At 62.4% G+C, this 24,369-nt stretch carries 24 protein-coding genes, 2 pseudogenes and 1 other annotated feature; of the genes and pseudogenes, 11 read left to right on the top strand and 15 right to left on the bottom strand.

Annotated features, from left to right (window positions below):
• Positions 1–9: 9 nt before the first annotated feature.
• The 3 genes from LKE90_RS16525 to LKE90_RS12115 are packed head-to-tail and all read left to right on the top strand — an operon-like array spanning position 10 to position 1,806.
• Positions 10–150 carry a type ISP restriction/modification enzyme gene (locus LKE90_RS16525; protein ID WP_367117433.1) on the top strand — a complete coding sequence of 47 codons (141 nt, stop codon included), beginning with the start codon at positions 10–12 and terminating at the stop codon, positions 148–150.
• Positions 147–848, top strand: a complete 702-nt coding sequence (locus LKE90_RS12120; RefSeq protein WP_291494709.1) for a type ISP restriction/modification enzyme — start codon at positions 147–149, stop codon at positions 846–848. Before LKE90_RS16525 ends, LKE90_RS12120 begins: the two co-directional genes overlap by 4 nt.
• A 4-nt stretch (positions 849–852) precedes the next feature.
• A complete protein-coding gene (locus LKE90_RS12115; RefSeq protein ID WP_291494708.1) occupies positions 853–1,806 on the top strand; it encodes a 5'-nucleotidase in 954 nt (317 codons plus the stop codon).
• A 345-nt stretch (positions 1,807–2,151) separates the two neighbouring features.
• Here the strand turns inward: LKE90_RS12115 and LKE90_RS12110 are convergent, their stop codons facing one another.
• A complete protein-coding gene (locus tag LKE90_RS12110) occupies positions 2,152–2,820 on the bottom strand; it encodes an alpha/beta hydrolase (protein ID WP_291494707.1) in 669 nt (222 codons plus the stop codon).
• 90 nt (positions 2,821–2,910) lie between these two features.
• Between LKE90_RS12110 and LKE90_RS12105 the strand changes: the two genes are divergently transcribed.
• Positions 2,911–3,633, top strand: coding sequence for a DsbA family oxidoreductase (locus LKE90_RS12105; RefSeq protein ID WP_291494706.1), 723 nt, complete (start codon positions 2,911–2,913; stop codon positions 3,631–3,633).
• 27 nt (positions 3,634–3,660) lie between these two features.
• Here LKE90_RS12105 and LKE90_RS12100 read toward each other — a convergent pair whose 3' ends face one another.
• Positions 3,661–4,059: an ArsR/SmtB family transcription factor gene (locus LKE90_RS12100; protein WP_291494705.1), complete on the bottom strand. Its 399-nt coding sequence runs from the start codon at positions 4,057–4,059 to the stop codon at positions 3,661–3,663.
• A gap of 117 nt (positions 4,060–4,176) precedes the next feature.
• Here LKE90_RS12100 and LKE90_RS12095 point away from each other — a divergent pair, with 117 nt between their 5' ends.
• The 4 genes from LKE90_RS12095 to LKE90_RS12080 all read left to right on the top strand — a co-directional run bounded on the left by LKE90_RS12095 (position 4,177) and on the right by LKE90_RS12080 (position 10,178).
• Positions 4,177–5,706, top strand: a complete 1,530-nt coding sequence (locus LKE90_RS12095; protein ID WP_291494704.1) for an efflux transporter outer membrane subunit — start codon at positions 4,177–4,179, stop codon at positions 5,704–5,706.
• 94 nt (positions 5,707–5,800) lie between these two features.
• Positions 5,801–6,199 carry a biotin/lipoyl-binding protein gene (locus LKE90_RS12090; RefSeq protein WP_291494703.1) on the top strand — a complete coding sequence of 133 codons (399 nt, stop codon included), beginning with the start codon at positions 5,801–5,803 and terminating at the stop codon, positions 6,197–6,199.
• Complete coding sequence (locus LKE90_RS12085; protein WP_291494702.1) at positions 6,186–9,251, top strand: efflux RND transporter permease subunit; 3,066 nt, start codon at positions 6,186–6,188, stop codon at positions 9,249–9,251. The genes LKE90_RS12090 and LKE90_RS12085 overlap by 14 nt, the downstream gene beginning before the upstream one ends.
• A 6-nt stretch (positions 9,252–9,257) precedes the next feature.
• Positions 9,258–10,178, top strand: coding sequence for a LysR family transcriptional regulator (locus LKE90_RS12080; protein ID WP_291494701.1), 921 nt, complete (start codon positions 9,258–9,260; stop codon positions 10,176–10,178).
• Positions 10,179–10,180: 2 nt separating this feature from the next.
• On the opposite strand, the gene LKE90_RS12075 is transcribed toward LKE90_RS12080, so the two are convergent.
• From LKE90_RS12075 to LKE90_RS12025, 11 genes and pseudogenes are all read right to left on the bottom strand, one after another.
• On the bottom strand, positions 10,181–10,414 hold the full coding sequence (locus LKE90_RS12075; RefSeq protein ID WP_255031413.1) for a DUF2274 domain-containing protein: 234 nt from the start codon (positions 10,412–10,414) through the stop codon (positions 10,181–10,183).
• On the bottom strand, positions 10,411–11,595 hold the full coding sequence (locus tag LKE90_RS12070; protein ID WP_291494700.1) for a TrbI/VirB10 family protein: 1,185 nt from the start codon (positions 11,593–11,595) through the stop codon (positions 10,411–10,413). The genes LKE90_RS12075 and LKE90_RS12070 overlap by 4 nt, the downstream gene beginning before the upstream one ends.
• Positions 11,592–12,593 carry a P-type conjugative transfer protein TrbG gene (trbG, locus tag LKE90_RS12065; RefSeq protein ID WP_291494699.1) on the bottom strand — a complete coding sequence of 334 codons (1,002 nt, stop codon included), beginning with the start codon at positions 12,591–12,593 and terminating at the stop codon, positions 11,592–11,594. Before trbG ends, LKE90_RS12070 begins: the two co-directional genes overlap by 4 nt.
• Positions 12,590–13,273 (bottom strand): conjugal transfer protein TrbF, encoded by a 684-nt coding sequence (gene trbF, locus LKE90_RS12060; protein WP_291494725.1) that lies wholly within the window; start codon positions 13,271–13,273, stop codon positions 12,590–12,592. Before trbF ends, trbG begins: the two co-directional genes overlap by 4 nt.
• Positions 13,273–14,706: a P-type conjugative transfer protein TrbL gene (trbL, locus tag LKE90_RS12055; RefSeq protein ID WP_291494698.1), complete on the bottom strand. Its 1,434-nt coding sequence runs from the start codon at positions 14,704–14,706 to the stop codon at positions 13,273–13,275. Before trbL ends, trbF begins: the two co-directional genes overlap by 1 nt.
• 5 nt (positions 14,707–14,711) lie before the next feature.
• Entirely contained in the window at positions 14,712–15,449 is a 738-nt protein-coding gene (gene trbJ, locus LKE90_RS12050) for a P-type conjugative transfer protein TrbJ (RefSeq protein WP_291494697.1), read from the bottom strand.
• Complete coding sequence (gene trbE / locus LKE90_RS12045; protein ID WP_291494696.1) at positions 15,446–17,878, bottom strand: conjugal transfer protein TrbE; 2,433 nt, start codon at positions 17,876–17,878, stop codon at positions 15,446–15,448. Before trbE ends, trbJ begins: the two co-directional genes overlap by 4 nt.
• Before the next feature lie 13 nt (positions 17,879–17,891).
• A complete protein-coding gene (locus tag LKE90_RS12040; RefSeq protein WP_291494695.1) occupies positions 17,892–18,167 on the bottom strand; it encodes a VirB3 family type IV secretion system protein in 276 nt (91 codons plus the stop codon).
• Positions 18,167–18,499: a TrbC/VirB2 family protein gene (locus LKE90_RS12035; protein WP_291494694.1), complete on the bottom strand. Its 333-nt coding sequence runs from the start codon at positions 18,497–18,499 to the stop codon at positions 18,167–18,169. Before LKE90_RS12035 ends, LKE90_RS12040 begins: the two co-directional genes overlap by 1 nt.
• Positions 18,496–19,473, bottom strand: coding sequence for a P-type conjugative transfer ATPase TrbB (gene trbB, locus LKE90_RS12030; RefSeq protein ID WP_291494693.1), 978 nt, complete (start codon positions 19,471–19,473; stop codon positions 18,496–18,498). The genes LKE90_RS12035 and trbB overlap by 4 nt, the downstream gene beginning before the upstream one ends.
• 148 nt (positions 19,474–19,621) lie before the next feature.
• Positions 19,622–19,894: pseudogene (locus LKE90_RS12025) on the bottom strand (CopG family transcriptional regulator); the annotation flags it as partial.
• A gap of 53 nt (positions 19,895–19,947) precedes the next feature.
• On the opposite strand from LKE90_RS12025, the gene LKE90_RS12020 reads away from it, so the two are divergent.
• A protein-coding gene (locus LKE90_RS12020) for an IS3 family transposase (protein WP_291501409.1) occupies positions 19,948–21,158 on the top strand; the annotation gives its coding sequence in 2 pieces (ribosomal slippage) (positions 19,948–20,233 and positions 20,233–21,158; 1,212 coding nt in all).
• Positions 20,226–20,342: a sequence feature (AL1L pseudoknot), on the top strand. (Overlaps the previous gene by 117 nt.)
• A 40-nt stretch (positions 21,159–21,198) precedes the next feature.
• On the opposite strand, the pseudogene LKE90_RS12015 reads toward LKE90_RS12020, so the two are convergent.
• Positions 21,199–21,360, bottom strand: a pseudogene (locus LKE90_RS12015) (ribbon-helix-helix protein, CopG family); the annotation flags it as partial.
• 7 nt (positions 21,361–21,367) lie between these two features.
• Positions 21,368–23,365: a conjugal transfer protein TraG gene (locus tag LKE90_RS12010; protein ID WP_291501513.1), complete on the bottom strand. Its 1,998-nt coding sequence runs from the start codon at positions 23,363–23,365 to the stop codon at positions 21,368–21,370.
• 188 nt (positions 23,366–23,553) lie between these two features.
• On the opposite strand from LKE90_RS12010, the gene LKE90_RS12005 reads away from it, so the two are divergent.
• The gene (locus LKE90_RS12005) at positions 23,554–23,805 is read left to right on the top strand and encodes a type II toxin-antitoxin system Phd/YefM family antitoxin (RefSeq protein ID WP_012222748.1); all 252 of its coding nucleotides are present in this window, start codon (positions 23,554–23,556) and stop codon (positions 23,803–23,805) included.
• Between the two features lie 9 nt (positions 23,806–23,814).
• Positions 23,815–24,246 carry a hypothetical protein gene (locus LKE90_RS12000; protein WP_291501512.1) on the top strand — a complete coding sequence of 144 codons (432 nt, stop codon included), beginning with the start codon at positions 23,815–23,817 and terminating at the stop codon, positions 24,244–24,246.
• The last annotated feature ends 123 nt before the right edge of the window (positions 24,247–24,369 follow it).

Raw genomic sequence — 24,369 nt, 5'->3', positions numbered from 1 at the left:
AAAAATCTGGTGATTTGCACGTCAGGCGGAGGGCAGAAAGCCGCCTTCAGTGTGCTGATGTGCAGCGCTCTTCCGAGCCTCCACATGGTGGATATCGACGGCAGCCAATGCTTCCCGATGTTTCTCTACGAAACGGAGCATGGACAATGAACGATCCGCAAGGCAGCCTCTTTGAAGAGAAACCGTCTCAATCACGACTCGTTCGCCGCGACGGTATCACGGATGAAGGGCTGGCCCATTTTCAGGCCGCCTATCCCGAAGAGGCGATTACCAAAAGAGACCTGTTCTATTATGTCTACGGCTTACTTCATTCGGAGGATTATCGCGCCCGTTTCGCTGACAACCTGTCCAAACAGTTGCCGCGCATTCCCCGCGTGAAAACCGCCTCCGATTTCTGGGCTTTTTCTAAGGCTGGCCGTGCTTTGGCCGCTTTGCATGTGAACTATGAGCAGGTGGAACCTTACCCCGTCATCTTCACACACGGCGGCCCGTCGCTCGGGCCGCCTTCCGATCCCGAACGCTTCTACCGGGTGGAGCAGATGAAATTCGCGGGCAAGCGCCCCACGCTCGACAAATCCACCGTGATCTACAACGCCAACATCACCATCACCGGCATTCCGCTCGAAGCCTATGAATATGTGGTGAACGGCAAGCCCGCGCTCGAATGGGTCATGGAACGCCAGAGTGTGAAGACGGACACGAAAAGCCATCTCGTCAAGAACGCCAACGCCTGGGCCAACGAGACCATGCACGACCCGCGCTACCCGCTGGACCTCTTCCTTCGCGTCATCACCGTAAGCCTGGAAACGCTACGGGTCGTCCGTGACCTCCCGAGACTGGAGATATAATCGGATGCTCCCTAATCGACAGGCCGCCGTCGACATGCTCCGCGCCGAACCCTTGAGGGTCGGTGTCTCGACCCGGGCGCTGTTCAATCTCGAGGAGGAGCACAACGTCTTCCGGGAACAAGGCGTTCACGCCTACGCCGCCATGCAACTTGATCGGGAAGACGTCATCATCGACAAAGGCGCCGGCTTCGATGTGGTGGAGCGGCTTCTAGCTTTGAATGAGGCAGGAGCGAAGCCGTGTGTGGAGGTCGTGCTTCTCTCGCGGAACTCGCCTGACCTGTCGCTCAGAGCGTTCAAATCCATCAGAAGCTATGGGCTGGACATCAAAACCGGAAGCTTCACCAGCGGGAGATCATTGTCTCCCTACATCCCGGCGTGGAAGATCGATCTGTTTCTCTCGAACGAGGACGCCGACGTCAGGGGAGCAGTGAAGGGTGGAGCCGCCGCTGCGCGTCTGGGCATCGCGCCGCCGGGAGTTGAAGACGCCCGCGTCGGCGAGGTTCGTATCGCGTTCGATGGCGACGCCGTCGTCTTCGGGCCGGAATCCGATGAGATTTATCAAAAACATGGCCTTGAAGCTTTTCTGGCACATGAAACCACGAACGCGGCCAATCCAATGAAACGTGGACCGTTCGGCAAGTTCCTCCACAAGCTGTCAGCGTTGCGTAAGGTCTATCTCAATGACGGAAATATCAGCAAGGTTCGCATTGCCTTGGTAACGGCGCGGAACGCACCGGCCCATGAACGTGTCGTCCGCACATTACGCGCTTGGGACACGCCGGCCGACGAAGCCCATTTCGTAGGAATCTGGAATAAAGCGCCTGTATTACACGCTTTCGGCGCACACATCTTCTTCGACGACCAAGAGAAACATGTTCTGAGTGCTTCGACCGTAGTACCATCCGGCCATGTTCCCGGCCCACATGATCCGAACACGCCTATTATTCCGGCTTCATGAACAAATATTGTAGATTCTATTTAGATAATTTTATCATATTTTATTAATTTATCTAGATGGTCGATGCTGCCGTATTCTGGCATGGTCGTCTTGCTGCATGTCAACCGGGAAGCTTATTGTTCAAAGATGTCAGGAACCGACAATTCGCAGCCAGGCAAGCCATCAAAGGATGCCCGTTATTTTCCACCTTTGACATTCCGTTCACCGCTCTCCCCACGTTCCGGACAATCCGAAGGGAATCATTAGAAGTTGAGAACTCGATATTAAACCTGCCTGCTAACCCGGCCTGATGAACCATTACAAAGTCTGAAATTACCTCACACGGCTTCCCCTTGCTCAAAGTCATTACGATACGAGGCGCTCCACCAACCATGCGTTGAGATCGGCAATCTCCTCACCGATGATCTCGTGGGCCATCGGGTAGGCATGCCAAGCAACATCATGCCCCTCGGCACGCAGCCAATCCCGCGCGAGGCGGGCCGCCGCCAGCGGCACGACCGTGTCACCTTCACCGTGCCCCAGAAAGACCGGCGTCGCGCGGTTCGCCTCCGTTGCCTCCCTCCCCGTCTGCCCGGCCAGCGGCAGATAGCCGGACAGACCGGCGATCCCAGCCAAGGGCAACGGGTAACGCAACCCGGTCATCAGTGACATCGCACAGCCCTGGGAAAACCCACCGATCACGATGCGCCGGGACGGAATGCCGCGCGCGACTTCCTGGTCGATCAGGCTCGCCAGATAGGTCTGGGCATCACGTAGCCCCGGCTCATCTTCCTGCAGAAGCAAATCTGGCGCGAGAAGATCATACCATGCCGGCATGCGCTCACCACCACAGACCGAAACCGGCCGGACGGGCGCGTTGGGAAAAATGAACCGGACCGCGCCGATGGAGCGCAGGTCGAGCGCCTGGGCCATGGGCGCCAGATCCCGGCCACTCGCCCCCAGGCCGTGAATGAGGATGATCGACGCGACGGGATTTTTCCCGGTTTCGACCTCCAGCGCTTTCAGCGGCTTCATCCCCTGCTCCCTTCACCATCGGCGTTCGTAATGCTTGATGAAACCATGGTACGGGTATAATCGTACATTATCAAGCATGCGGAGGCTGTCATGAAACTCGAAATCTGGTCCGACTATGCCTGCCCCTATTGTTATATCGGCAAGCGGTTTCTCGAATCCGCCCTGGCCGAGTTCGAGCATGCCCGCGAAGTCGAGATCGTCTTCCGGGCCTTCGAACTCGATCCGACATCGGGTCCGGCAGTGACCACCACAACGCTTGACCGCATCATGCGGAAATACGGCAAAAGCCGAAGCGATGCCCAGGCCATGATCGACCACATCACGTCCATGGGCGAGCGATGCGGTCTCGACATGCGCTATGCCTCGGTCCGCTACACCAACACCTTCGACGCACACCGGCTGACCAAATTCGCCGAACAGCACGGTCACGGCGCGGACATGACGGAGCGGCTGTTCAGGGCCTATTTCACCGACAACTCCCCCCTCGCCGACCATGACATACTTGTCGGCCTTGCGCAGGATTTCGGTCTTGATGGCGACGCCGTGCGCGCTACGCTGACGGGCAGCGACTTCGCCGAAGATGTCAGGCGTGATGAAACCCGTGCGTCACAGGCGGGCGTTCATGGCGTGCCCTTCTTTGTCTTCGACGGTGCCTACGGTCTTTCGGGGGCGCAGCCGAAAGCACAATTGCTGGCCGCCCTGCGCCAGTCATGGAAGGAGGCACGCAAAACGGCGTCCGAGAACCGCACCACCGGCATGACCTGCGACAGCACGGGATGCATTATTCCGCCTTCCGGCTCCGGGGCTCTCTGAGCAAAAGCCGTCCCGCCGGTGTTCCCGTCAGGCAGGCGCGCCTTGGCGGGACCGGTCGTATTCGGAGATCGTCTCCTGCGTCAGCGGGTCGCTGACAAGCGGGCTGAGGATGGAATCCAGCAGACCGGGAAACCGACTGTCCAGGTCTTCGCGTCGCAGTTCAAGACGGTATTCCCGACCGATATGGCGCTGCCAGACTACGCCGCTGTCACGCAGGGCGCGCCAGTGATGGGTCATGGTGGACTTTGGAATTTGCGGCAGCACGTCGCAGCAGGGATGTTCGCCCCCCACAGCAATCGTCCGCACCGCAGCCAGGCGGATGGGATTACCCAATGCCGTCAGCACGGCTTCGAGCCGGATATCCTCGCGTTTCGGATGGCGTGCGATCATGCGTGGATTGGTACGCGTATCATGGGAGCGGGTCAAGAAAACGCTGCTTCCAAGCCCCGTCGTAAGCCTGTGTCTCAATAAGACTGGTTTTTAATCCGTATGTACGTCTATGTTCGTATCAATGAGACTCGTTCATGACGACCGGAGGCCGCCTTGCCACCCAATTTCCTGCCCCATCCCCATAGTCCAAAGCGGGTCGCCGCCGCACCACGCCCGACCTGGCTGGCTCTCCTCGCTCTGTTACCGGGCCTAGCAGGCTGTACAGTCGGCCCGACCTACAAGGCTCCCCCGCCACCGGACGCCGCTACATTCGGCGAAACCCGGTCGGAAACAGCAGCCACAGTAACCATCGCTTCGGCCAACTTCCCGTATCAGGCCGCCGGAAAGCCGGGTTCCGACTGGTGGCGTCTTTTTCGCTCGCCTCGGCTGGACGCTCTCGTCACCGAGGCGCTTCGGAACAACTGGTCGATCCAGGCGGCCCAGACCAACCTGCGCAAGGCGGCCGAGGGACTCCATGCTGCCCAAGGCAGCCTGATGCCCCAGATCGACGCCACCGGTAGCGAGGGGCGACAGGAATACGGGGCCGCTCTGTTCGGTCCCTGGGCCTGGACCTTCCCGGCCTTTTCCGCCTACTCGGCCGGTCTCGACGTTTCCTATGACCCCGATATTTTCGGCGGCAATCACCGGCTGATCCAGATGGCCGGCGCACAGAAGGATGCCGAACGGGAGCGCCGTGATGTCACGATGCTGCTGGTGATCGGCGACACGGTCCTGACCGCCTTCGAAGCGGCCTCGACAGCAGACCAGATCGCCGTGGTCCGCAGCGTGATCGACACCGACCGGGAAACGCTCCGACTGGCGACGCTCGCCTGGCAGGCGGGTAGGAAGCCCCGGCTGGATGTCGTGACCGCCGAAGCACAACTGGCGCACGACCAGTCTCTCCTGCCGCCGCTGGTCAATGCCCATGAAGCCGCGCGAACGACGCTGGCCGTCCTGACCGGGCATTCGCCGGCAAACTGGACCGCACCGACCTTGACCCTCGCGGATTTCAGCCTTCCGTCAGACATCCCTGTGGTCGTGCCATCCGAACTCGTTCATGCCCGCCCGGACATCATCGGCGCCGAAGCCATGATGCGCGCGGCGAATGCCGAAATCGGCGTCCGGACCGCCGACCTCTATCCCCGACTGACCCTCAGCGCGGCCGTCGCCGCCGAGGGGCTGATGGGCGGCCCCGCCGGTGCGGCGTGGCGCCTGATCGGAGGGGCTGCTCTGCCGCTGTTCCATGGGGGAACCCTCATGGCCCGGAAAAAACAGGCGGAAGAGGACTACCGGATCGCGTTCGATCATTACCAGTTGGTGGTCATCAACGGCTTCCGCGAAGTCGCCGATGGCCTGAACGGCCTGAAGAACGCCTCGACGGAACTGGATAACCAGCGACAGGCCCTGACCTCGGCCGATGACGCGCTGACCTTGAGCCAGGCCGGTTATCAGGCGGGCCGGGAGACCATCCTTCAGCCGATCAACGCCCGACGGCTCTTTCTGCTCGCGCGCCAGAACACAGTGCGGGCACAGACCGAGATGTTCCGTCAGACGGTGCGGATCATGGTGGCGACGGGCGGTGGCCTCGCCGACGCCCATGTCGCACCCGATCAGTGGCGATCCATCCGGCTCGCGGCGCGATGACCGGCATCTAATGCACGTTCGGCCTCCAATGTCCGGACTTTCCAGTCCTATAGGTACGTATATCCGCGTATAACAATAACTTCGGGAGATATCTGTGCGACGCTTCTTCGTCCCCTGGCACCATGCCACCGCTCTCGCGGTGCTGATGTCCCTGCCCGCCGCCGGCAGGGCTGCTGACACTCCGGCAACGGCGGTCTCCGTCTGGCCGGTCAGACCCGTCCCTTTCGCCGCCCATATCGAGACGATCGGTCAGGTCGAACCGTTCCAGGGGGTAACACTCTCCCCCGAGATCGCCGGCCGGATCACCGAGCTGGATTTCGATTCCGGGGCGATCGTCCGGAAAGGCCAGCTGCTCCTGGTCCTCAATGACGCACCGGAACAGGGCGAACTGATCCGCCAGAGCGGCGAATTGCGCGCGGCCGAAGCTGATCTCGCCCGTGCCCGCTCTCTCATCCGCACCGGAGTGGAGAGCTGGCACAATGAGTTTTACTGATCGCTTCCTTCGGCGGCCTGTCCTCGCGATTGTCGTGACGATCCTGATTGTTCTCTTCGGGATCAAGGGCTTCAATTCCATCGCAACACGTCAATATCCAACCCTCGAAACCTCCACGATCCTGATCTCGACCCGCTATCCGGGCGCGTCGTCGGACCTCATGCAGGGCTTCGTGACCCAGCCGATCAGCGAGGCCGTCGCGTCCGTCGAGGGCATTGATTATCTTTCCTCCACCACGACGCAGGGCCTCAGCGTAGTGACGGTGCGCATGATGCTGAATTATGATTCCATGCGCGCCCTGACCGACGTGATGTCCAAGGTGAATGCCGTCAAATACCGGCTGCCGGAAGGCGCGTATGACCCGGTCATCAAACGCACATCGGGCGGCTTTACCGCAGTCGCCTATATCGGTTTTGCCAGCACGACGCGGCCTCTCTACGAAATCTCGGATTATATCCATCGGGTCGCAGCACCGATGCTCTCGGGCATAGAGGGTGTATCCGAGATCAGTTATTTCGGAGAGCAGCGCCTTTCAATGCGGCTCTGGCTCAACCCAGAGAAGCTAGCTGCCAACGACATGACGGGCGAGGACGTGGCACGGGCAATCCGGGAAAACAATTTCCAGGCCGCACCCGGCAGGATCCGTGGCGTCTATACAATCAGCAATATCAACCTCAACACGGATCTGAAAACGGTCGAGGAATTCCGTGATATGGTACTGCGTTCGACTGGTGGCCGGGTCATCCGGGTGCGGGACATCGGGCGCGCAGAACTGGGGCCGGACAATACGGACACCAGTTCGCAGACCAGCACGCTTCGGCCACCGAATGGCAAGCCGACACCACGTCCTTCGATCTTCGTGGGTCTGGAACCGTCGCCAACGGGCAACCCGCTGACGATCATCTCGCGTCTCAACGAGATCATGCCGAAACTCAAGGCGACGCTCCCGCCGGGAATTGATGTCCGCGTTCCTTACGAGACCGCGCATTTCATTCAGGCCTCGATCGACGAAGTCACCGAGACCTTCATCGAGGCGCTGCTCATCGTCATTCTTGTGATTTACCTCTCACTCGGTACCGTGCGGGCGGTGATCGTGCCGATCGCCACCATACCCCTCTCGATGCTTGGCGCGGTCGGGCTGATGTACACCTTCGGCTTTAGCCTGAACCTGCTCACCCTGCTGGCCATGGTGCTGTCGATCGGGCTGGTGGTCGACGACGCGATCGTGGTGATCGAGAACGTCCACCGCCATATCGAGGAGGGCAAATCGCCCTTCGACGCCGCCCTGCTCGGCGCGCGCGAGGTCGCTGGCCCGGTGATCGCGATGACCTTCACCCTGACAGCCGTTTATACCCCCATCGCCTTTATGGGCGGGCTGACCGGAACACTGTTCAAGGAATTCGCCCTGACGCTGGCTGGTGCCGTTGTCGTGTCCGGCGTGGTCGCCCTCACCCTCTCGCCGATCATGAGCGCCAAACTGCTGAAAGCGAAGGACAAGGAAGGCTTCATGGAGCGGATGGCGGAGCATGTGTTCGGCTTCATGAACGCGCGCTACGAGGCCGTTCTCGATTTCTCGCTGCACCATCGGTGGATCCCCCTCGGCTCGGCCGCCGTGATCTTCCTCCTGATCCCGGTGATGCTGCATGTCTCGCAGAGCGAGCTGGCGCCCAACGAGGACCAGGACCTAGTCCTGACGGCGGTGAAGGCGCCGCAATATGCCAACCTCCACTATGTCGAGACCTACGCCCAGGCGCTCTACGACAAGATGGACGAAATCCCGGAAGGGCACAGTCATTGGATGATGAACGGCATCGAAGGGATCGCCAACAGCGTCGGCGGGGTCAATCTCGACGACTGGGGTGAACGCCGACGCAATGCCGACCAGATCCAGATGGACCTCCAGCAGCGCGTGGCGGGCCTGCAAGGCACCAGCGTCTTCGTGTTCCAGCTCCCCTCCTTGCCCGGATCGACCGGTGGCCTGCCGGTCCAGATGGTCATCCGCAGTGATGACTCCTACCGCAACGTCTTCGGCGTCGTCTCCCATCTGCGGGAGGAAGCGCAGAAAAGCGGGCTGTTCGCAGTGGTGGACAGCGACCTCGCTTTCGACAACCCTGTGGTACGGGTCACGGTCGACCGGACGAAGGCGAACGCCATGGGCATCCGCATGGAGCAGATCGGCGATGCCCTGAACGCCATGATCGGCGAGAACTACGTCAACCGTTTCGGCTATTACGGCCGCTCCTATGACGTGATCCCGCAATCGGTGCCAAGGGCGCGCCTCTCCCCCGACGCGCTGAAAACCTACTACGTCCGCGACAGGGACAGACATCAGGTGCCCCTGTCGGCGCTGGCGAGCATTCGCGTCGATGTCGAACCCAACCGCCTGCCACAGTTCGGCCAGCAGAACTCCGCCACGTTCCAGGCCATTCTCGCGAAGGGGGCCACGATGGGCGATGCGGTGGCCTTCCTCAAAGCACGGGCAGCGGAGTTTCCGGCCGGTTACAGCTACGACTGGCAGTCCGACGCGCGGCAATATGTGCAGGAAGGCAAGGCGCTGGTCTTTGCCTTCGCATTCGCGCTGATCGCGATCTATCTCGTCCTGTCTGTCCAGTACAACAGTTTTACCGATCCGGTCATCATCCTGATCAGCGTGCCGCTCTCGGTCTTTGGCGCCCTGATCCCGCTCGCCCTCGGCGTGACGACGCTGAATATCTACACCGAGATCGGGCTGATCACGCTGATCGGCCTCGTCAGCAAACACGGCATCCTGATGGTCGAGTTCGCCAACGAGCTTCTGCATCGCGACCATCTGGACCGGGTGACGGCGATCAGGACTGCGGCCGGCATTCGTTTCCGGCCGATCATCATGACCACCGGCGCGATGGTGGTGGGGCTGCTGCCGCTGGTCATGGCGTCGGGCGCCGGAGCCAACAGCCGCTTCGGACTGGGCACGGTGATCGTCGTCGGCATGATCGTCGGCACGACCATGACGCTCTTCGTGCTGCCCTCGGTCTATACGGTCATCAGGCCGCGCCGCAGCAAGACGGTGTGACGGGCCGTGCGCCGCCCGCCATTCGATCTGTGGCAACTGCTGTGCGTGCGGGCGATCGCCGAGCACGGCAGTATCCACGGCGCGGCGCGTTTCCTGAACACCCGACAATCGGCCATCAGCCGGTCCCTGCACAACCTTGAAGAGCGGCTTGATGTCAGGCTGTTCACCCGCTCCCCGGTCGGTGCCGCACCAACTGCGTTCGGCCAGGAATTCATCCGCTGGAGCCAGACGATCCTGGACAATGTGGCCGGCATGAACGCCCGCGCACGGCGAACGGGCAAGGGCGAGAACGGCCAGATCTCCGTCGGCATCCAGACCTGCGTCCTGCCTGGAAGGCTTTCCGCCTTCACGGCGGAGTTCCGCACCACATATCCCGATATCGTCTTTCGTTATTCCGAGGGCACAGGCAAAAGGCTTTTGCGTCGCCTCCAGCACGGGCAGATCGATTTCGCGGTCGTCACCCGCCGCAATCTGGTCCCTGCGTTACGGGTCACGCCTCTGTGGAGCGACCGCATCGTAGCCGCACTCCCCACCGGTCATCCTCTCGCGACACAACCGGAAGTGTCCTGGGCGGACCTGCGTCATGAAATATTCCTGATCGGACGAGACAACGCTGGTCAGGACTTCGAGACGCTCATGCAGCGCAAGCTCGGGGAGACAGATATCGGCCCGAAGATCCGGCGTCATGATATCGGCAGCAACAGGATCGTCGCGCTCGTCCAGAATCACGAAGGCATCGCCCTGCTTCCCGCCTCATGGCTGCCGCTGATCCGCGATCGGCATGGCCATGACATCGCGATCACGGAAATCCGCGACGCCGGCGGTTCCTCCCATCTGGAGTTCGGGATTGTCTGGCGACCCGACAATGAAAATCCCTGCGCCCGGAGCTTCGCCCGATATGTAGAAGCTCATCGTCCGTGGACATGAGACTACTTTTTCGGCGGTGCTGCTTTTACCCGCCTCCGTGCCCTAGCGAACCCTTTGTCCGACATCATGAACTGCCGGAGCATGGGTGCGACCAGCCGGGCCGGGTCCATCGCCCCATCGTTGCCGGAAAAAAGTGCCGCATAGGCAAGCAGATCGCGATGGATATCGGGAGGTAACGCCACGGTCATTTTCACCGGTTTCTCGTCGGGGATTTCCGTGATCTTCAGCTCTGTCATCTTGGATTTCCTCCATTCTGGTAGGGTTTGAGCAACAGATCGCGACTGAGAATGACTGTGAACGGCAGCCCCGGCCGGTCGGTAAGCGTCGGCTGCACGTTCAGGCTGCGATCGATGAGGCGGTTGCCGACCATGGAGAAGCCGTTGCTGGCACCGGAACGGACGGCTTGGGCGAGATTGTTTTCGCTCTGGCTGGTACCCGCCTCTGACCCCACGCTGAGCAGGGTCGTCACCAGGGCGGCTTTGAAAAGCTGGCCCCAATGATTGTCGACCTCGTCGGACAACCCGGACTGGCCGATAGCGTCCGCGCCCGGCAGTTTCTCCAGCACGAGGCTCTCGCCATCGGGGAAGATCAGGCGCGTCCAGATAATCTGGGTCCGCTGCTGTCCGAAGGAGACGCTGCTGTTATAGGCCCCGAACAGTGTGCTGCCCTGCGGGATCAGGAGATAACGGCCGGTCGGGCTGTCATAGACGTTCTGGGTGACATGCCCCACGATCTGCCCCGGCAGGTCGGAGCTGATCTTCGTGTTCAGCGCACCCGTGATCACGGTACCCGCCTGGAGGACGTAGGGCGAGACCAGCGGCATGATGCGATCGGGGCTGGTTGTCGCGCGATCCGGCTGCCCTTCCAGAAAGGCAAGGTTTCCGGCCTGTGGTCCGGCCGTGATGGACGCCGGCCCCTGAGTGGCAGGAGCGCCCGGCGCGGGCGGCATCGCCTGTTCGCTGGCGCGGTCACGTTCCCCCGTCTGCACGAACAGCCGACTCGCGATCGCCGCCTCGACCTCTTGCGCGGCGCGGTGGTCTTCGGTGCCGGCGGGCACCTTCCCCTGCCCTTGCGCATGCAGGATGGCGCGTCCGAGATCACCGGGCAGCGCGGGACCAAGCTTCGGCACGTCCTTGCCGATATAATCGGAGGGCAGCCCCGCCAGTCCATCGGCTGAGGGACGGACATCGGTGTCCTGCGCTGTAGGCGTGGACGGCGCCCGATGGCTTGCCTGAAGGGCGTAACCCAGAGCGAAGGCCACCGCGACCATGCCGACCCCGCCCAGCGACCAGACCACGGTGCGCGACAGACGTACTACGCGCGGCCGATCGGCCCGCAGGCGCAGATCGGGTGGGGGGAGTGACTCACGCGCAGCACCTGCAGAGTAGTTTCCGGCTGTCGGCGCCTGCCCGGTCATGACGGCCGCCCGTCGGTGCGGACGATGCGCACACGCTGCTCGGAATGCTTATCACCCAGCCGCAGTTCGGCGGCGGCAAACAGGCGGTCCACGATCATCCAGTTCTGACGGACCCGGTAATTGACCAGTTCCGGGCCACCATCCGCCCCCAGCACGAACAGCGGCGGCAGTTCGCCCTGCCCTATGCCGGCCGGAAAGGCGATATAGACCTTGTGACCATCATCGAAGGCCCTGCCGGGCAGCCAGGGCGGTGTACCCCCTTTCACCAGCTGGATAGCATAACGGAAATTCAGCGCGTTCAGGTCCAGCCCCACATCCACCGGGGCAGCGTCATCGGCCGCACTGTCCTGCCGGTGCAGGGCAATCAGGTCATCCTCGGGATAATCCCACGACACCGACGCCATATACGTGGCGGGCGTGGAGCGCAGTTCCGCCAGATAGGTCCGCCGGTCCGTATTGACGATCAGGTTGGTAGTCAGGTCTGGCCGCGTCGGCTTGACCAGGATATGGATGCGCTTGGTCGCCCCTGCCCCGCTTTCGGTATCGCCGATGATCCAGCGTACCGTATCACCGGCGGCCACCGGCCCGGTGCCCACCAGCTTTTCACCCTGCTGGAGCATGATGTCGGTGATCTCGCCCGGCGAAGTGTAAACCTGATAAAGCGCACCCGGACTGTAGGGGTAGACCTGCACCGCATTGATGAACCCGGCCCGCGTGGGCTGGATGCGGGCCGCCAGATTGGCCTGTGTGACCCGTGCTGTCGGATCGACCGCCTCAGGCGCAGGGTGGACGCGCCGCGCTGACGGCAGCGGCTTCAGTTGCCCAGGCAGGGGAAGCGCTTTCACGACCTCCACCACTCGCACCGGTTTCGGCGGGTCCGGCAGAGGTGTCGCCTGCGCGGCGTCATCGTAGTGAATGACAGGCGGATGATACTGCCCCGCGCAGGCGGACAGGGGCAGCACAAGCAGCGGGAGGAAACGAAGAGCACGACGGATCATTGGCCAAGCTCCTTCGACCAGTTGATGGCGGAGACGTATATGCCCAGAGGGTTTTTCCTGAGATGATCGGCATCGCGTGGCGTGCGCAGAACGACCGAGACGATGGCGGTCCAGCGTTCGGTGCCAGTGAACGCGCCGTCACGATAATGGCGCTCGGTCCAGGCCACGCGGAAACTGCCGGGCGAGGCCCGGATCACCGAGGCGATGTCCACCTCGACCTGCTCGCGGCCGATCCGCGAAAACGGATCGTTCAGGCGGGCATAATCGTTAAGCGCCTGCGCGCCCGACGTGGTGGTGAAATCATAGGCACGCAGCCAGTTCTGCCGGACCACCACCGCGTCCGACGACAGGGCGCGCACGTCATGAACGAACTGTGCCAGATACCAGGCGATCTGCGGATCGGCAGGCATATAGGCTGCTGTCGCGGGGGCCACGACCTGCGCCTGCCCCAGCCTGTCTACCTGCACCACCCACGGCGTGATGGTGCCGCGCGCGGATTGCCAGACCAGCCCGGCCCCGAGCCCCGCTGACAGGAACAGGCTACCAAAGGCCATCAGTCGCCAGTTGCGGGCCTGGACGCGGGCGGAACCGATCCGTTCGTCCCACGCCTGGGCGGCTTTCTGATAGGGTGTCACCGGTTCGGGCGTGATCCCGTAGCGTGAGGTGGAGCGACGGAACATCATTCTTTCTCCGAGAGATCAATGCTCGAACTTCCGCCCCTGCCATCGGCGGAGCGGATGACATGCGCCGCCTCGGCGGCATGGGCAGCGGCATTGCGGCGCTTCATCTTTTGCGCCCAGCGCGGTGGCGCGCCGTCGGATGCGGAACCGGCACCGCCCTCGGGAGCGCCTCCCGAGGGGCCGCCGCCGCCAGCCGGGCCACCGGCTCCGGGATTGCCGCCGCCTGGCCCAGCACCTGGGTCACGACCGCCACCGCCATTCCCAGCGTCGTTTCCACCCATCCCGCGTTCGGCCCAGCGTCCACCGGCGGCGTAGCTTTCTCTGAGGGAGGAGCCTGCACGCGAGGCCGCCCCTTTGACGGCATTCGCGACGTTCCCGCCGACGGCCCGGCCCATGCCTCCGATCCCGGCAGCCATGCTACCCGCGCCGCCAGACGCGCCTGCGGCTCCGGCCGAATAGGCGGACGTAGCCGCCCCCGCGATCGCGGCCCCTCCCCGCGCGGCGGCAGCCGTGGCGCCGAGGGCTGCGGCACCACCGGATGCGACAGCCCCGACACCGGCCGCAGCGGCAGCGCCCATCGCGCCGACGGCCATGCCGGTCCCTACGGCCGCTCCCGCACCAAGCTGCGGGGCGCCGGAGATCAGCCCATTGGCGATGCTGCCGCCATAGATGGACAGACCGACGATCGACACCGACGCCAGCACGACCGAAACCGCCTGGCCGATGGTCGGCACGGCATCGCCGTACGAGGTGTTGAACTGCCTGAACAGAACGGAGGCGATGGCGCTGATCACCGCCAGCACCATCACCTTCACGCCCGATGATACGACATTGCCCAGCACCTTCTCGGCCAGGAAGGCCGTGCGGTTAAACAAGGCGAAGGGGATCAGCACGAACCCTGCCAGCGTGGTCAGCTTGAACTCGATCAGCCCCACGAAAAGCTGCACGGCCAGAATGAAGAACGCCGCCAGCACGATCAGCCATGACAGGCAGAGCACGAAGATCTGGATGAAGTTCGTAAAGAAGGCGACTGGACCCAGCAGGTTGTGGACAGAGTCCAGTAAGGGCTGGGCCGCATCGAAACCGGTGGAAGCCAGTCGGCCGGGTCGCAGGAAATCACCCAGAGCCAGACTGCCGCCACCGGCCCTGAGACCCATGGCGGCGAAACTGTCGAACACCACCTTCGCGAGATGGTCGAAATTGTTGATCAGGAACGCAAAAAACCCGATATAGAGCGTCTTTTTCACCAGACGCTGGATGATGTCCTCATCCGCAGCCCAAGCCCAGAACAGTCCGGCAAGGGTGACGTCCAGCACGGACAACGACCCAGTCAGAGAAACGACATTTCCCTTCAGCAGACCGAAGCCACTGTCGATCGTGATCGTGAAGGTATTCAGGAAAGTGTCGATAACGCCGACATCGTTCGTGGCCATGATCGTCAGTTCCCGCTGCCGCCGAACATGGACACGGTGCCGGGCACGTAGGCGTCATGCTGCGAGAAATGCTGATACTGCGCGTCACTTTCCGCTTCCGTTGCGGCGTCGCGCGCCTGTTGCATGGCCGTGGCCCGACCATTGGCGGCCAGTTCGGCCTGGATGTCGGAGAGCTGCCGGGATTGCAGGGCCAAAAGCTGGTTTCCGGCCTGGGCCGCCTGCAATGCACCCGTGGAACTCTGGCTGGCCGAGACCAGTTGCGTCATGGCCGAACTGTCGCTCGGAATGTTGCCCACCACCCGCGCCTGCAATTTCAGGGCATCTTCAAACCCACCGACGGAATTCTGCCAGCGTGTCTGCGCCTGGCTGAACAGGGCGCTGTCGGACATCCCGGAGGATACTGACGTGTACGCGTGCTGGTATTGCTGTTCGACCGACTGCACGCTGTAGGCAATATTCTGCGCCTGCGCGAGCAGTGCCGTCGTCTGGGAAATCGTTGCTTGCAGCGTCGATAAGGTCGACAGCGGCAGGCTCGCCAGATTTCGACCCTGGTTGACGAGCATCTGCGCCTGATTGGCCAGCGAGGTGATCTGGTTGTCGATCTGCTGGAGCGTCCGGGCCGCGATCAGCACATTCTCAACATGGTTCGCGCCGTCATACACCGCCCATTGCGCCTGAGCAGGTGGAGAAGATGAAACCGTAAAAGTAATGATCATAACGGTAGGAATCAGACGATATCTCATGACACGCCCCCTTCCCGCAGAAGGTCGGCAGCCCACTTGACGCCACGCGCGTCAAACCAGGCAGGGAGAAAACCGTCCCGCCCGTGTTCCGCCAACACCGTGTCGATCAGCCGGTGGTCGTCCTTTCCGGACGCGGCGCACAGGGCAAGTGCGACCGGCCCGAGGCCAAGTTCAAACAGCCGGTTGCCGCGCTGCGTCTGGCAGTAATATTCCCGCTTCGAGGCCGCACGGGCGATGATGGCGATCTGTCGGTCGTTGAGGCCAAAGTCCCGATAGAGCGCCATGATCTGCGGCTCGATCGCCCGCTCGTTCGGCAGGAAGATCCGCGTCGGGCAGCTTTCCACCACGGCCGGCGCAATCGGACTGTTGGCGATGTCGGACAGGGATTGGGTGGCAAAAATCACCGATGCATTCTTCTTACGCAGGGTTTTCAGCCACTCCCGAAGCTGGCCGGCAAAGTCCCCGTCATCCAGCACCAGCCAGCCTTCATCGATGACCAGCAGCGTCGGGCGACCGTCCAGACGGCCCTCGATGCGGTGGAACAGGTAGGACAGCACGGATGATGCCGCGCCGGAGCCGATCAGCCCCTCGGTTTCGAACACCACGACATCGGCATCGCCCAGCCGCTCGGCGTCCGCATCCAATAGGCGGCCGTAGGGGCCAGCAAGGCAGTACGGGGCCAGCGCCTGCTTCAGGGCGTTGGATTGGAGCAGCGCGACCAGCCCCGATAGGGTCCGTTCCTGTATTGGTGAAGACGCCAGGGAATTCAGCGCCGACCAGAGGTGAGACTTCACCTCGGGAGTAAGCGTTACCCCTTCGCCGACAAGAATCTGCCCCAGCCATTCACTGGCCCATTTGCGTTCATCCGGATCATCGATCGCTGCCAGCGGCTGGAGCGAAACGGCGGTAGTTTCTGTGTCGCCGTCAGCCAGTCCACCGCCGAGGTCATGCCAGTCGCCACCCATGCCAAGTGTTGTCGCGCGCATGGAGCCGCCAAAATCGAAGGCGAAGATCTGCGCCCCCATATACCGGCGGAACTGCAACGCCAGCAGCGCCAGCAGGACAGATTTGCCGGCTCCTGTCGGTCCGGCGATTAGCGTATGGCCGACATCCCCGACATGCAGGGAAAACCGGAACGGTGTCGCCCCCGCCGTCCTGCCATAGAACAGCGGCGGCGCCTTGAAATGCACATCCCGCTCAGGACCGGCCCATACGGCGGAGAGCGGGATCATATGCGCCAGATTCAGCGTCGAGACCGGGGGCTGACGCACATTGGCGTAGACGTGACCGGGTAGGCTCCCCAGCCACGCCTCAACGGCGTTGAGGCTTTCCGCCATGCAGGTAAAGTCCCGCCCCTGAATGATCTTTTCCACGAGGCGAAGTTTTTCCGCCGCTATGCTGGCGCTGCCATCCCACACCGTGACCGTGGCCGTGATATACGCCTGCCCGACATCGTCAGCACCAAGGGACTGCAACGCGAGATCGGCATCGGCTGCCTTGTTGGCGGCATCGTTATCCACCAGCACCGAGGTCTCGTTGGTCATGACTTCCCGGACAATGGCTGAGATACTCTTGCGCTTGGCGAACCACTGTCGCCGGATTTTCGTCAGAACCTTCGTGGCGTCGATCTTGTCCAGGAGGATGGCGCGCGTCGACCAGCGATAGGGCATGGCCAGCCGGTTCAGGTCGTCCAGGATGCCGGGGAAGGTCCGTGACGGAAAGCCGGTGATCGTCAGGGTCTTGAGGAAGGCATCGCCGAGTTTCGGCTCCAGACCGCCCGACAACGGCTGGTCCACCAGCAGGGCGTCCAGATGCATCGGAATCTCCGGCACCCGGACCCGCTGGTTCCGTGTCGAAATGGTCGAATGCAGATAGGTCAGCGTCCGGCCGTCATCCAGCCATGCGGCCTCGGGCATGAAGCCATCCAACAGGGCCAGAAGCCGGTCGGAGCGATCAATGAAGGAATTCAATATGCCGTGCGGGTCAGGGTCGTCACGCTCCCTACCCTCGTAGAGAAAATGCTCGGCACGACCGGAAGATTCCGCAGGCGGCAACCACAGCAGCGTGAGAAAGTAGCGGCTCTCGAAATGCGCGCCCTCATCCTCGAACTGCTCCCGGCGCTCCAGATCGACCATCTGGCTGGCCGCATCGGGGAAATCACCCTCAGGATAGAGCGTCGCGGGTACACGCTGCGCTTCCACGAACACCGCCCAGCCAGAGCCCAGACGCCGCAGGGCATTGTTCAGGCGTCCCGTGACACCCACCAGTTCGGCGGGCGTGGCGCTATCGAGATCCGGACCGCGTATTTTTGCCGTGCGCTGGAAGGAACCGTCCTTGTTCAGGACAACACCTTTTTCGATCAGCACCGCCCAGGGCAGGAAATCCGACAAGAGGGAATTCCGATTGCGGTATTCGCCAAGGGACATCATCGCCCTGCCCTCCCTACGCCCGCAGCCAGGCGGGGTAGCGGAGATGCCGCCGCCCCACCTCGACAAACATTGGGTCGCGCTTCGCCCCCCAGACCGCGAGGCTGTGGCCAACGATCCAGAACACCGCCCCGATCAGCCAGAGCCGCAGACCCAGCGAGATGGCAGCGCCCAGCGTGCCGTTGGCGATCGCCAGAGTCCTTGGCGCCCCACCCAGCAGGATCGGATCGGTCAGGGAGCGATGCACCGGGACATGAAAGCCCGGCACCGCATCATCGTCATATCCCGCCATCAGATCAGTGCTCCCCCGGAGAAGGAGAAGAACGACAGGAAGAAGCTGGACGCCGCAAAAGCGATGGACAGGCCGAAAACGATCTGGATCAGGCGACGGAAGCCGCCGGATGTTTCCCCGAAGGCCAGGGTCAAGCCGGTCACGGTGATGATGATCACCGACACGATGCGCGCCACCGGTCCCTGCACGGATTCCAGAATCTGGTTGAGCGGTTCCTCCCACGGCATATCGGACCCGGACGCCAGGGCCGAGGAGCACCATGCGACCGAAAGCAGCAGCATGGCGGAAAGGACAGGCGCGTGCCGACGCATGCGCAACAGCGTCAGGTTCATTGGAAATCTCCATCGGTATGAGCTGGATGAATGCGATAGGCGCCTGTGGCGGGATCGAGCCCGTCCACCGTGGCGAGTTCGGACAACCGACGGGCCGTGCCCCGTCCGGACAGGACCGCGATCACGTCGACGGTTTCCGCAATCATGGCGCGTGGCACTGTCACCACCGCTTCCTGGATCAGTTGCTCCATGCGATGCAGGGCACCGATGGCGGTGCCGGCATGCAGCGTGCCGATCCCGCCGGGATGGCCGGTGCCCCACGCCTTGAGCAGGTCCAGCGCCTCGGGGCCCCGCACCTCGCCGATGGGAATACGGTCAGGCCGCAGGCGCAGCGCGGACCGCACCAGTTCGGAGAGGGTCACGATGCCGTCGCGCGTACGGAGCGATACCAAATTCGGCGCCGCGCATTGCAATTCGCGCGTATCCTCGATCAGCACGACCCGGTCGTCGGTCTTCGCGATCTCGGCCAGCAAGGCATTGACCAGAGTGGTCTTGCCCGTGCTGGTCCCGCCTGTGACCAGGATGTTCTTGCGGGCCGCAACCGCTTCACGTAGAAAACGGGCGTGACCCGCACTCGTGATCCCGGCGGCGACATAATCGTCGAGGGTGAAGACCGACACGGCAGGCTTGCGGATCGCAAAACTCGGGGCCGTCACCACGGGTGGCAACAGCCCTTCGAAGCGCTCGCTGGTCGGCAGTTCGGCCGATACGCGCGGTGCCGCTTCATGCACCTCCGCCCCGACATGGTGTGCGACCAGCCGCACGATGCGCTCGGCATCGGCGGGCGTAATCCTGTCGCCCGTGTCGGACAGTCCGTGCGACAGCCGGTCGATCCACAGCCGCCCGTCTGGGTTGAGCATGACCTCGACCACAGCCGGGTCGGCCAGATATGTGACGATCGCCGGCCCCATCGCCGTGCGCAGCATGGAGATACCGCGCAACCGGGCGCCGTTTTCGATCGGCATAACCACCATGGGAATCCCCGTCTTTACGGACCGTCCGGCCTGCCCGGACGACGACGGGGATCATTAGAGAGTGCTGTTTTCTCCCGTTTTCAACAGCATTTTCCTGCGATCGTGCAGGATCGTAGCGGATGCGGTTTTTACTTGCGGATCGCGGACATCATGATTCCGATGTGGGAGGCACATCCTCCGGGATCTCCTGCCGGAAGAATGGCCCCCGGCTGAGTCGTCGGCCAAGGGCCGCCACGAACGCCTCATACCGTTCCGCGCCCTGCGCCCGCGCTGCGGCTGCCGCTGGTTCCGGCAAGGGCGGGCTGACCGTCATCCAGTAGCGGATGAACAGCGCCAGCGTCTCAAGGCTGATCCCGAGATCGCGCTCCATGCGGGCGACCTGTCGGTCAAGGCGATCCAGCCTGCGGCTCATCGCCGCTTTGAATTGCCCCGGGTTTTGTGGAGACAGAACGACCCGTAAGGTAAGAAGAATTCATGAGCAACAAATCGAAGCGTTTTCCGCCTGAATTTCGCGAGCGTGCAGCCCGCATGGTTCTGGAGGAAGAGAAGAACCATCCATCACGCTGGTCCGCGGTGATGATGATAGCGCCAAAGCTGGATATTCATCCTGACACGCTGTCAAAATGGACCCGTCTGCATGAACGTGCCAATGCGCCTGCGGTGAGTGAACTGCCAGATCGAGAGAAGATCAGGCAACTGGAGCGAGAGAACCGCGAACTGCGGCAGGCCAATGAAATCCTGCGCAAGGCGTCGGCATATTTTGCCCAGGCGGAACTCGACCGCCGGTTCAGGCCATGACACGCTTCATTGAGGAGCATCGGCAGACATATGGTGTCGGGTCAATCTGCAGGGTTCTGTCGATTGCACCATCTGTCTATTATGCTTATCGGGCGAGACAGAAAAATCCCTGTGTGCGCAGCCAGAAAGACAAAGAACTGTATCATGAAATCCGCAGGGTCTGGACCGATAATTTCTGTGTCTATGGAGCGCGCAAAGTCTGGCATCAGCTCAGACGTGAAGGTCTGGATGTCGCCCGCTGCACGGTAGAGCGGCTGATGCGCCGGATGGGACTGAAAGGCGTCATTCGTGGCAAGGGGATCAGAACCACACGGCCCGATCCGGCACGGCCCTGTCCACGGGATCTGGTGCAGCGCCAGTTTCATGCCCCAGCCCCCAACAGGCTCTGGGTTTCGGATTTTACTTACGTTTCCACATGGCAGGGCTTTGTTTATGTGGCCTTCATCATTGATGTATTCGCACGGGTTATTGTGGGCTGGCGCGTCTCGTCCACTGCCCATACCGACTTCGTACTGGATGCTCTCGAGCAGGCTCTGTGCCAGAGGCGGCCTGAGGGAAAAGTGACCCACCATTCCGACCGCGGCTGTCAATATGTGTCCATTCGCTACACGCAAAGACTGGCTGAAGCCGGACTGGTCGCCTCTGTCGGCAGTGTCGGAGATTCCTATGATAACGCCCTGGCGGAGACCATTAACGGGCTTTACAAAACCGAACTCATCTATCGGCAGGGGCCATGGAAAAACAGGGAAGCGGTTGAACTGGCAACACTTAAATGGGTCGACTGGTTCAACAATCGACGGATCCTGTCCTCCATTGGAAACATCCCCCCAGCAGAAGCTGAGGCACGCTTTTATGCACAACAGAAATCACATGCATTAGCTGCGTAGTTCAGATAAAAACGTCTCCACAAAACCCGGGGCAATTCACTTCCCGTCGCTCGTCAGCATCGGGCGACAGGAAGGATGCGATGGCCGCTTCCGCCACCAGGGAGAGGGACAGATCGCGCCGCGCCGCATGAGCGGTCAGGGCGTCCAGCAGCTTCGGTTCCAGATAGACCGACAGCCGCGCCTTCTTTGGGGATGTCCTCATCACGCCCTCACAGACCCAGATCGTTGCCACGGTCGAGCCCGGCCTGCCGGGCGATCCGCGTCAGGTCGGCACGGTCCCGTGCTTCCGGATCCGGTGGCGGTTCCTCACCAAACAGATCGGGTGCGGTGCGCGCCCTGTGCTTGCCGGTTTCCGCCGGGTCATGCTCGCGCGACCATTTCCGCCCTGTGCCGAGGGATTCATCACTATCGGCATCGTCGGGCTTGTCGGGCTCCGCCGCCGACGTTTTCTCCGGTGACAGGGTGGCGGGAAGCGCGCGACCACTCCAGTCATCAGGCCGGACAGGCCGTGGCAATTGTGCCGGATCGGGCGGCGGTAGGACACGTTCGACAAAACGGCGGTCCCGGAAATACCGCGCTTTCCGTGCGCGGATCGGTGGGCAGCCCGCCACCATGACGACTTCCTCCCGTGCCGGGATCTGCATGACCTCCCCCACTGTCATCAGGGGCCGCGCGCTTTCCTGACGGGAGACCATGAGATGCCCGAGCCAGGGCGACAGCCGGTGCCCGGCATAGTTCTTCTGCGACCGGATCTCGGTCGCCACGCCCAGCCCGTCGGACACGCGCTTCGCGGTGCGCTCGTCATTGGTCGCGAAACTGACCCGGACATGGCAATTGTCCAGGATACTGTTGTTCTGGCCATAGGCTTTATCGATCTGATTGAGGGATTGCGCGATCAGGAACGCCTTGATCCCGTAGCCCGCCATGAAGGCCAGCGCGCTCTCGAAGAAATCCAGCCGGCCAAGGGCAGGAAATTCATCCAGCATCAAAAGCAGGCGACGCCGCCCCTCCCGACCAGACAGATCCTCCGTCAGCCGCCGCCCGATCTGGTTGAGGATCAGGCGAATCAGCGGCTTGGTGCGGCTGATATCCGACGGCGGGATGACGAAATACAGGGAGACAGGCTGATCGCCCTCCAGCAGATCACCGATCCGCCATTCGCAGCGGCTGGTCACGGTGGCCACCACCGGATCGCGGTAGAGACCGAGAAACGACATGGCGGTGGACAGCACGCCGGAGCGCTCGTTGTCCGACTTGTTCAGCAGTTCCCGCGCCGCCGACGCCACGACGGGATGCGGCCCTGCCTTCCCGAGATGCGATGTCCGCATCATGGCCGACAGGGTCGCCTCGATCGACCGCTTCGGATCGGAGAGGAATTTCGCCACCCCGGCGAGCGTCTTGTCGTCCTCGGCGTAGAGCACATGCAGGATCGCCCCGACCAGCAGGGCATGGGATGTCTTCTCCCAGTGGTTGCGCCGTTCCAGCGACCCCTCGGGATCGACCAGGATATCGGCGATGTTCTGGACATCGCGAACCTCCGACGCCCCGCGCCGGACCTCCAGCAGCGGGTTGTAGGCCGAGGAGGCCGGGTTGGTGGGATCGAACAGCAGCACCCGCCCGAAGCGATTCCGGAAACCGGCGGTGATCTGCCAGTTCTCGCCCTTGATGTCATGTATGATGGCCGACCCCGGCCAGGTCAGGAGTGTGGGGATCACCATGCCCACGCCCTTGCCGGTGCGTGTCGGTGCGAAGGTCAGGACGTGTTCGGGACCGTCATGCCGGAGATAGGAGCGGCGGTATTTGCCCAGCACGACGCCGTCCTCGCCCAGCAGCCCCGCCGCGCGGATTTCCGCATCCTCGGCCCAGCGAGCGGACCCATAGGTCGCGGCGCGCTTCGCCTCGCGGGCGCGGTGGACGGACAGCGCTACGGCCGCTGCAAAAGCCAGCACCCCGCCCGAACCCGCGATCCAGGCGCCGCGCGCGAAGACCGCCGGGGCGTAAGCGTCGAACTCGTACCACCACCAGAAGAACAGCGGCGGGGCATAGACCGGCCAGCGGTGCAGGATGGTGAACCACGGGCGGCCAAGTTCTGGCTGGAACGCCAGTTCCCAGGCCGTCCATTGTGTCGCCGTCCACCAGGACAGCACGATCATGGACAGGACCATGAGCGCCTGCCCCCACTGGATACGTGTTCCCGGCTGGTCCATCGATCCCTCCCCTTGTCATGGGAGACAGCGAAGAACCGGGGTTTTCCCGCGTGCAAGCATGATCCGGCACCCATCGTACCAGAGCGGGCTGGAGCGAAGAAATACTTGCGCGTTGCGGAATCCGGTCTTGCACGCCCGACCAGAAATCCGTATCTTACGGAAGATAGATAAAAAGGAAGGGTGCTTCCATGTCCACGACCGTGACCTCATCCGACGTGCAGAAGAATTTCGGCGCCTATCATGACCGTGCGCTCACCGAACCGGTGAAAGTCACGAAGTATGGTCGGGAGACGGTTTATATCGTCTCGGCCCAGACCTTTCACGCATTGAAACAGGCCCAGCGCGAAGCCATCGCCGCGACCGATCTCAACGATCATGAGATTGCCCTGATCGAAGCTGCGGAGATCCCCGAGGAACACCGCTACACTGTCGGTCAGTAAGCGCGCATCGTGCCCATTCCCGAGCCGACGCCTGGCCTGGTCATCTCGTATTCCTATCTCTGGCATGACCAGCATCGCGCCGGTGCCGAGGAAGGCCGGAAAGCCCGGCCCTGTGCCATCGTGGTTGCTGCCGCCGATACTGACGGCGACTGCCAGGTTTATGTCGTGCCGATCACCCATTCCCAACCGGACGACCCACATGCAGTGGCACTCCCGGCAAACGTCAAACGACGCCTTGGGCTGGATGACGAACCGTCCTGGATCATAACCGCCGAACTCAACCGCTTCGTGTGGCCGGGCTATGATCTGCGGCCCGTTTCACGCAATCAACCCGACTGTTTTGCCTGGGGCTTCCTGCCGGTAGACATATTCGCGGCGGTCAAACGAGGGATCATCGCGCATCAGAAAGATCGAAGCCTGCGGCAGACCCCACGGGAGTAGCCATCGTGGAAAATTGTAACCACTCAGAGGTCAATACCTGGAATAACCCGCCCGCTTGACCCTGTAGCAGCTACAACCCTTAAAACCTCTACGATACGGGGATCCCCCTCTGTCTCGTCCCGG

Source organism: Acetobacter sp., from assembly GCF_022483985.1.
Classification (GTDB): domain Bacteria; phylum Pseudomonadota; class Alphaproteobacteria; order Acetobacterales; family Acetobacteraceae; genus Acetobacter.
The sequence above is the reverse complement of the archived record's forward strand: the minus strand, read 5'-3'. Positions and strand labels throughout refer to the sequence as shown.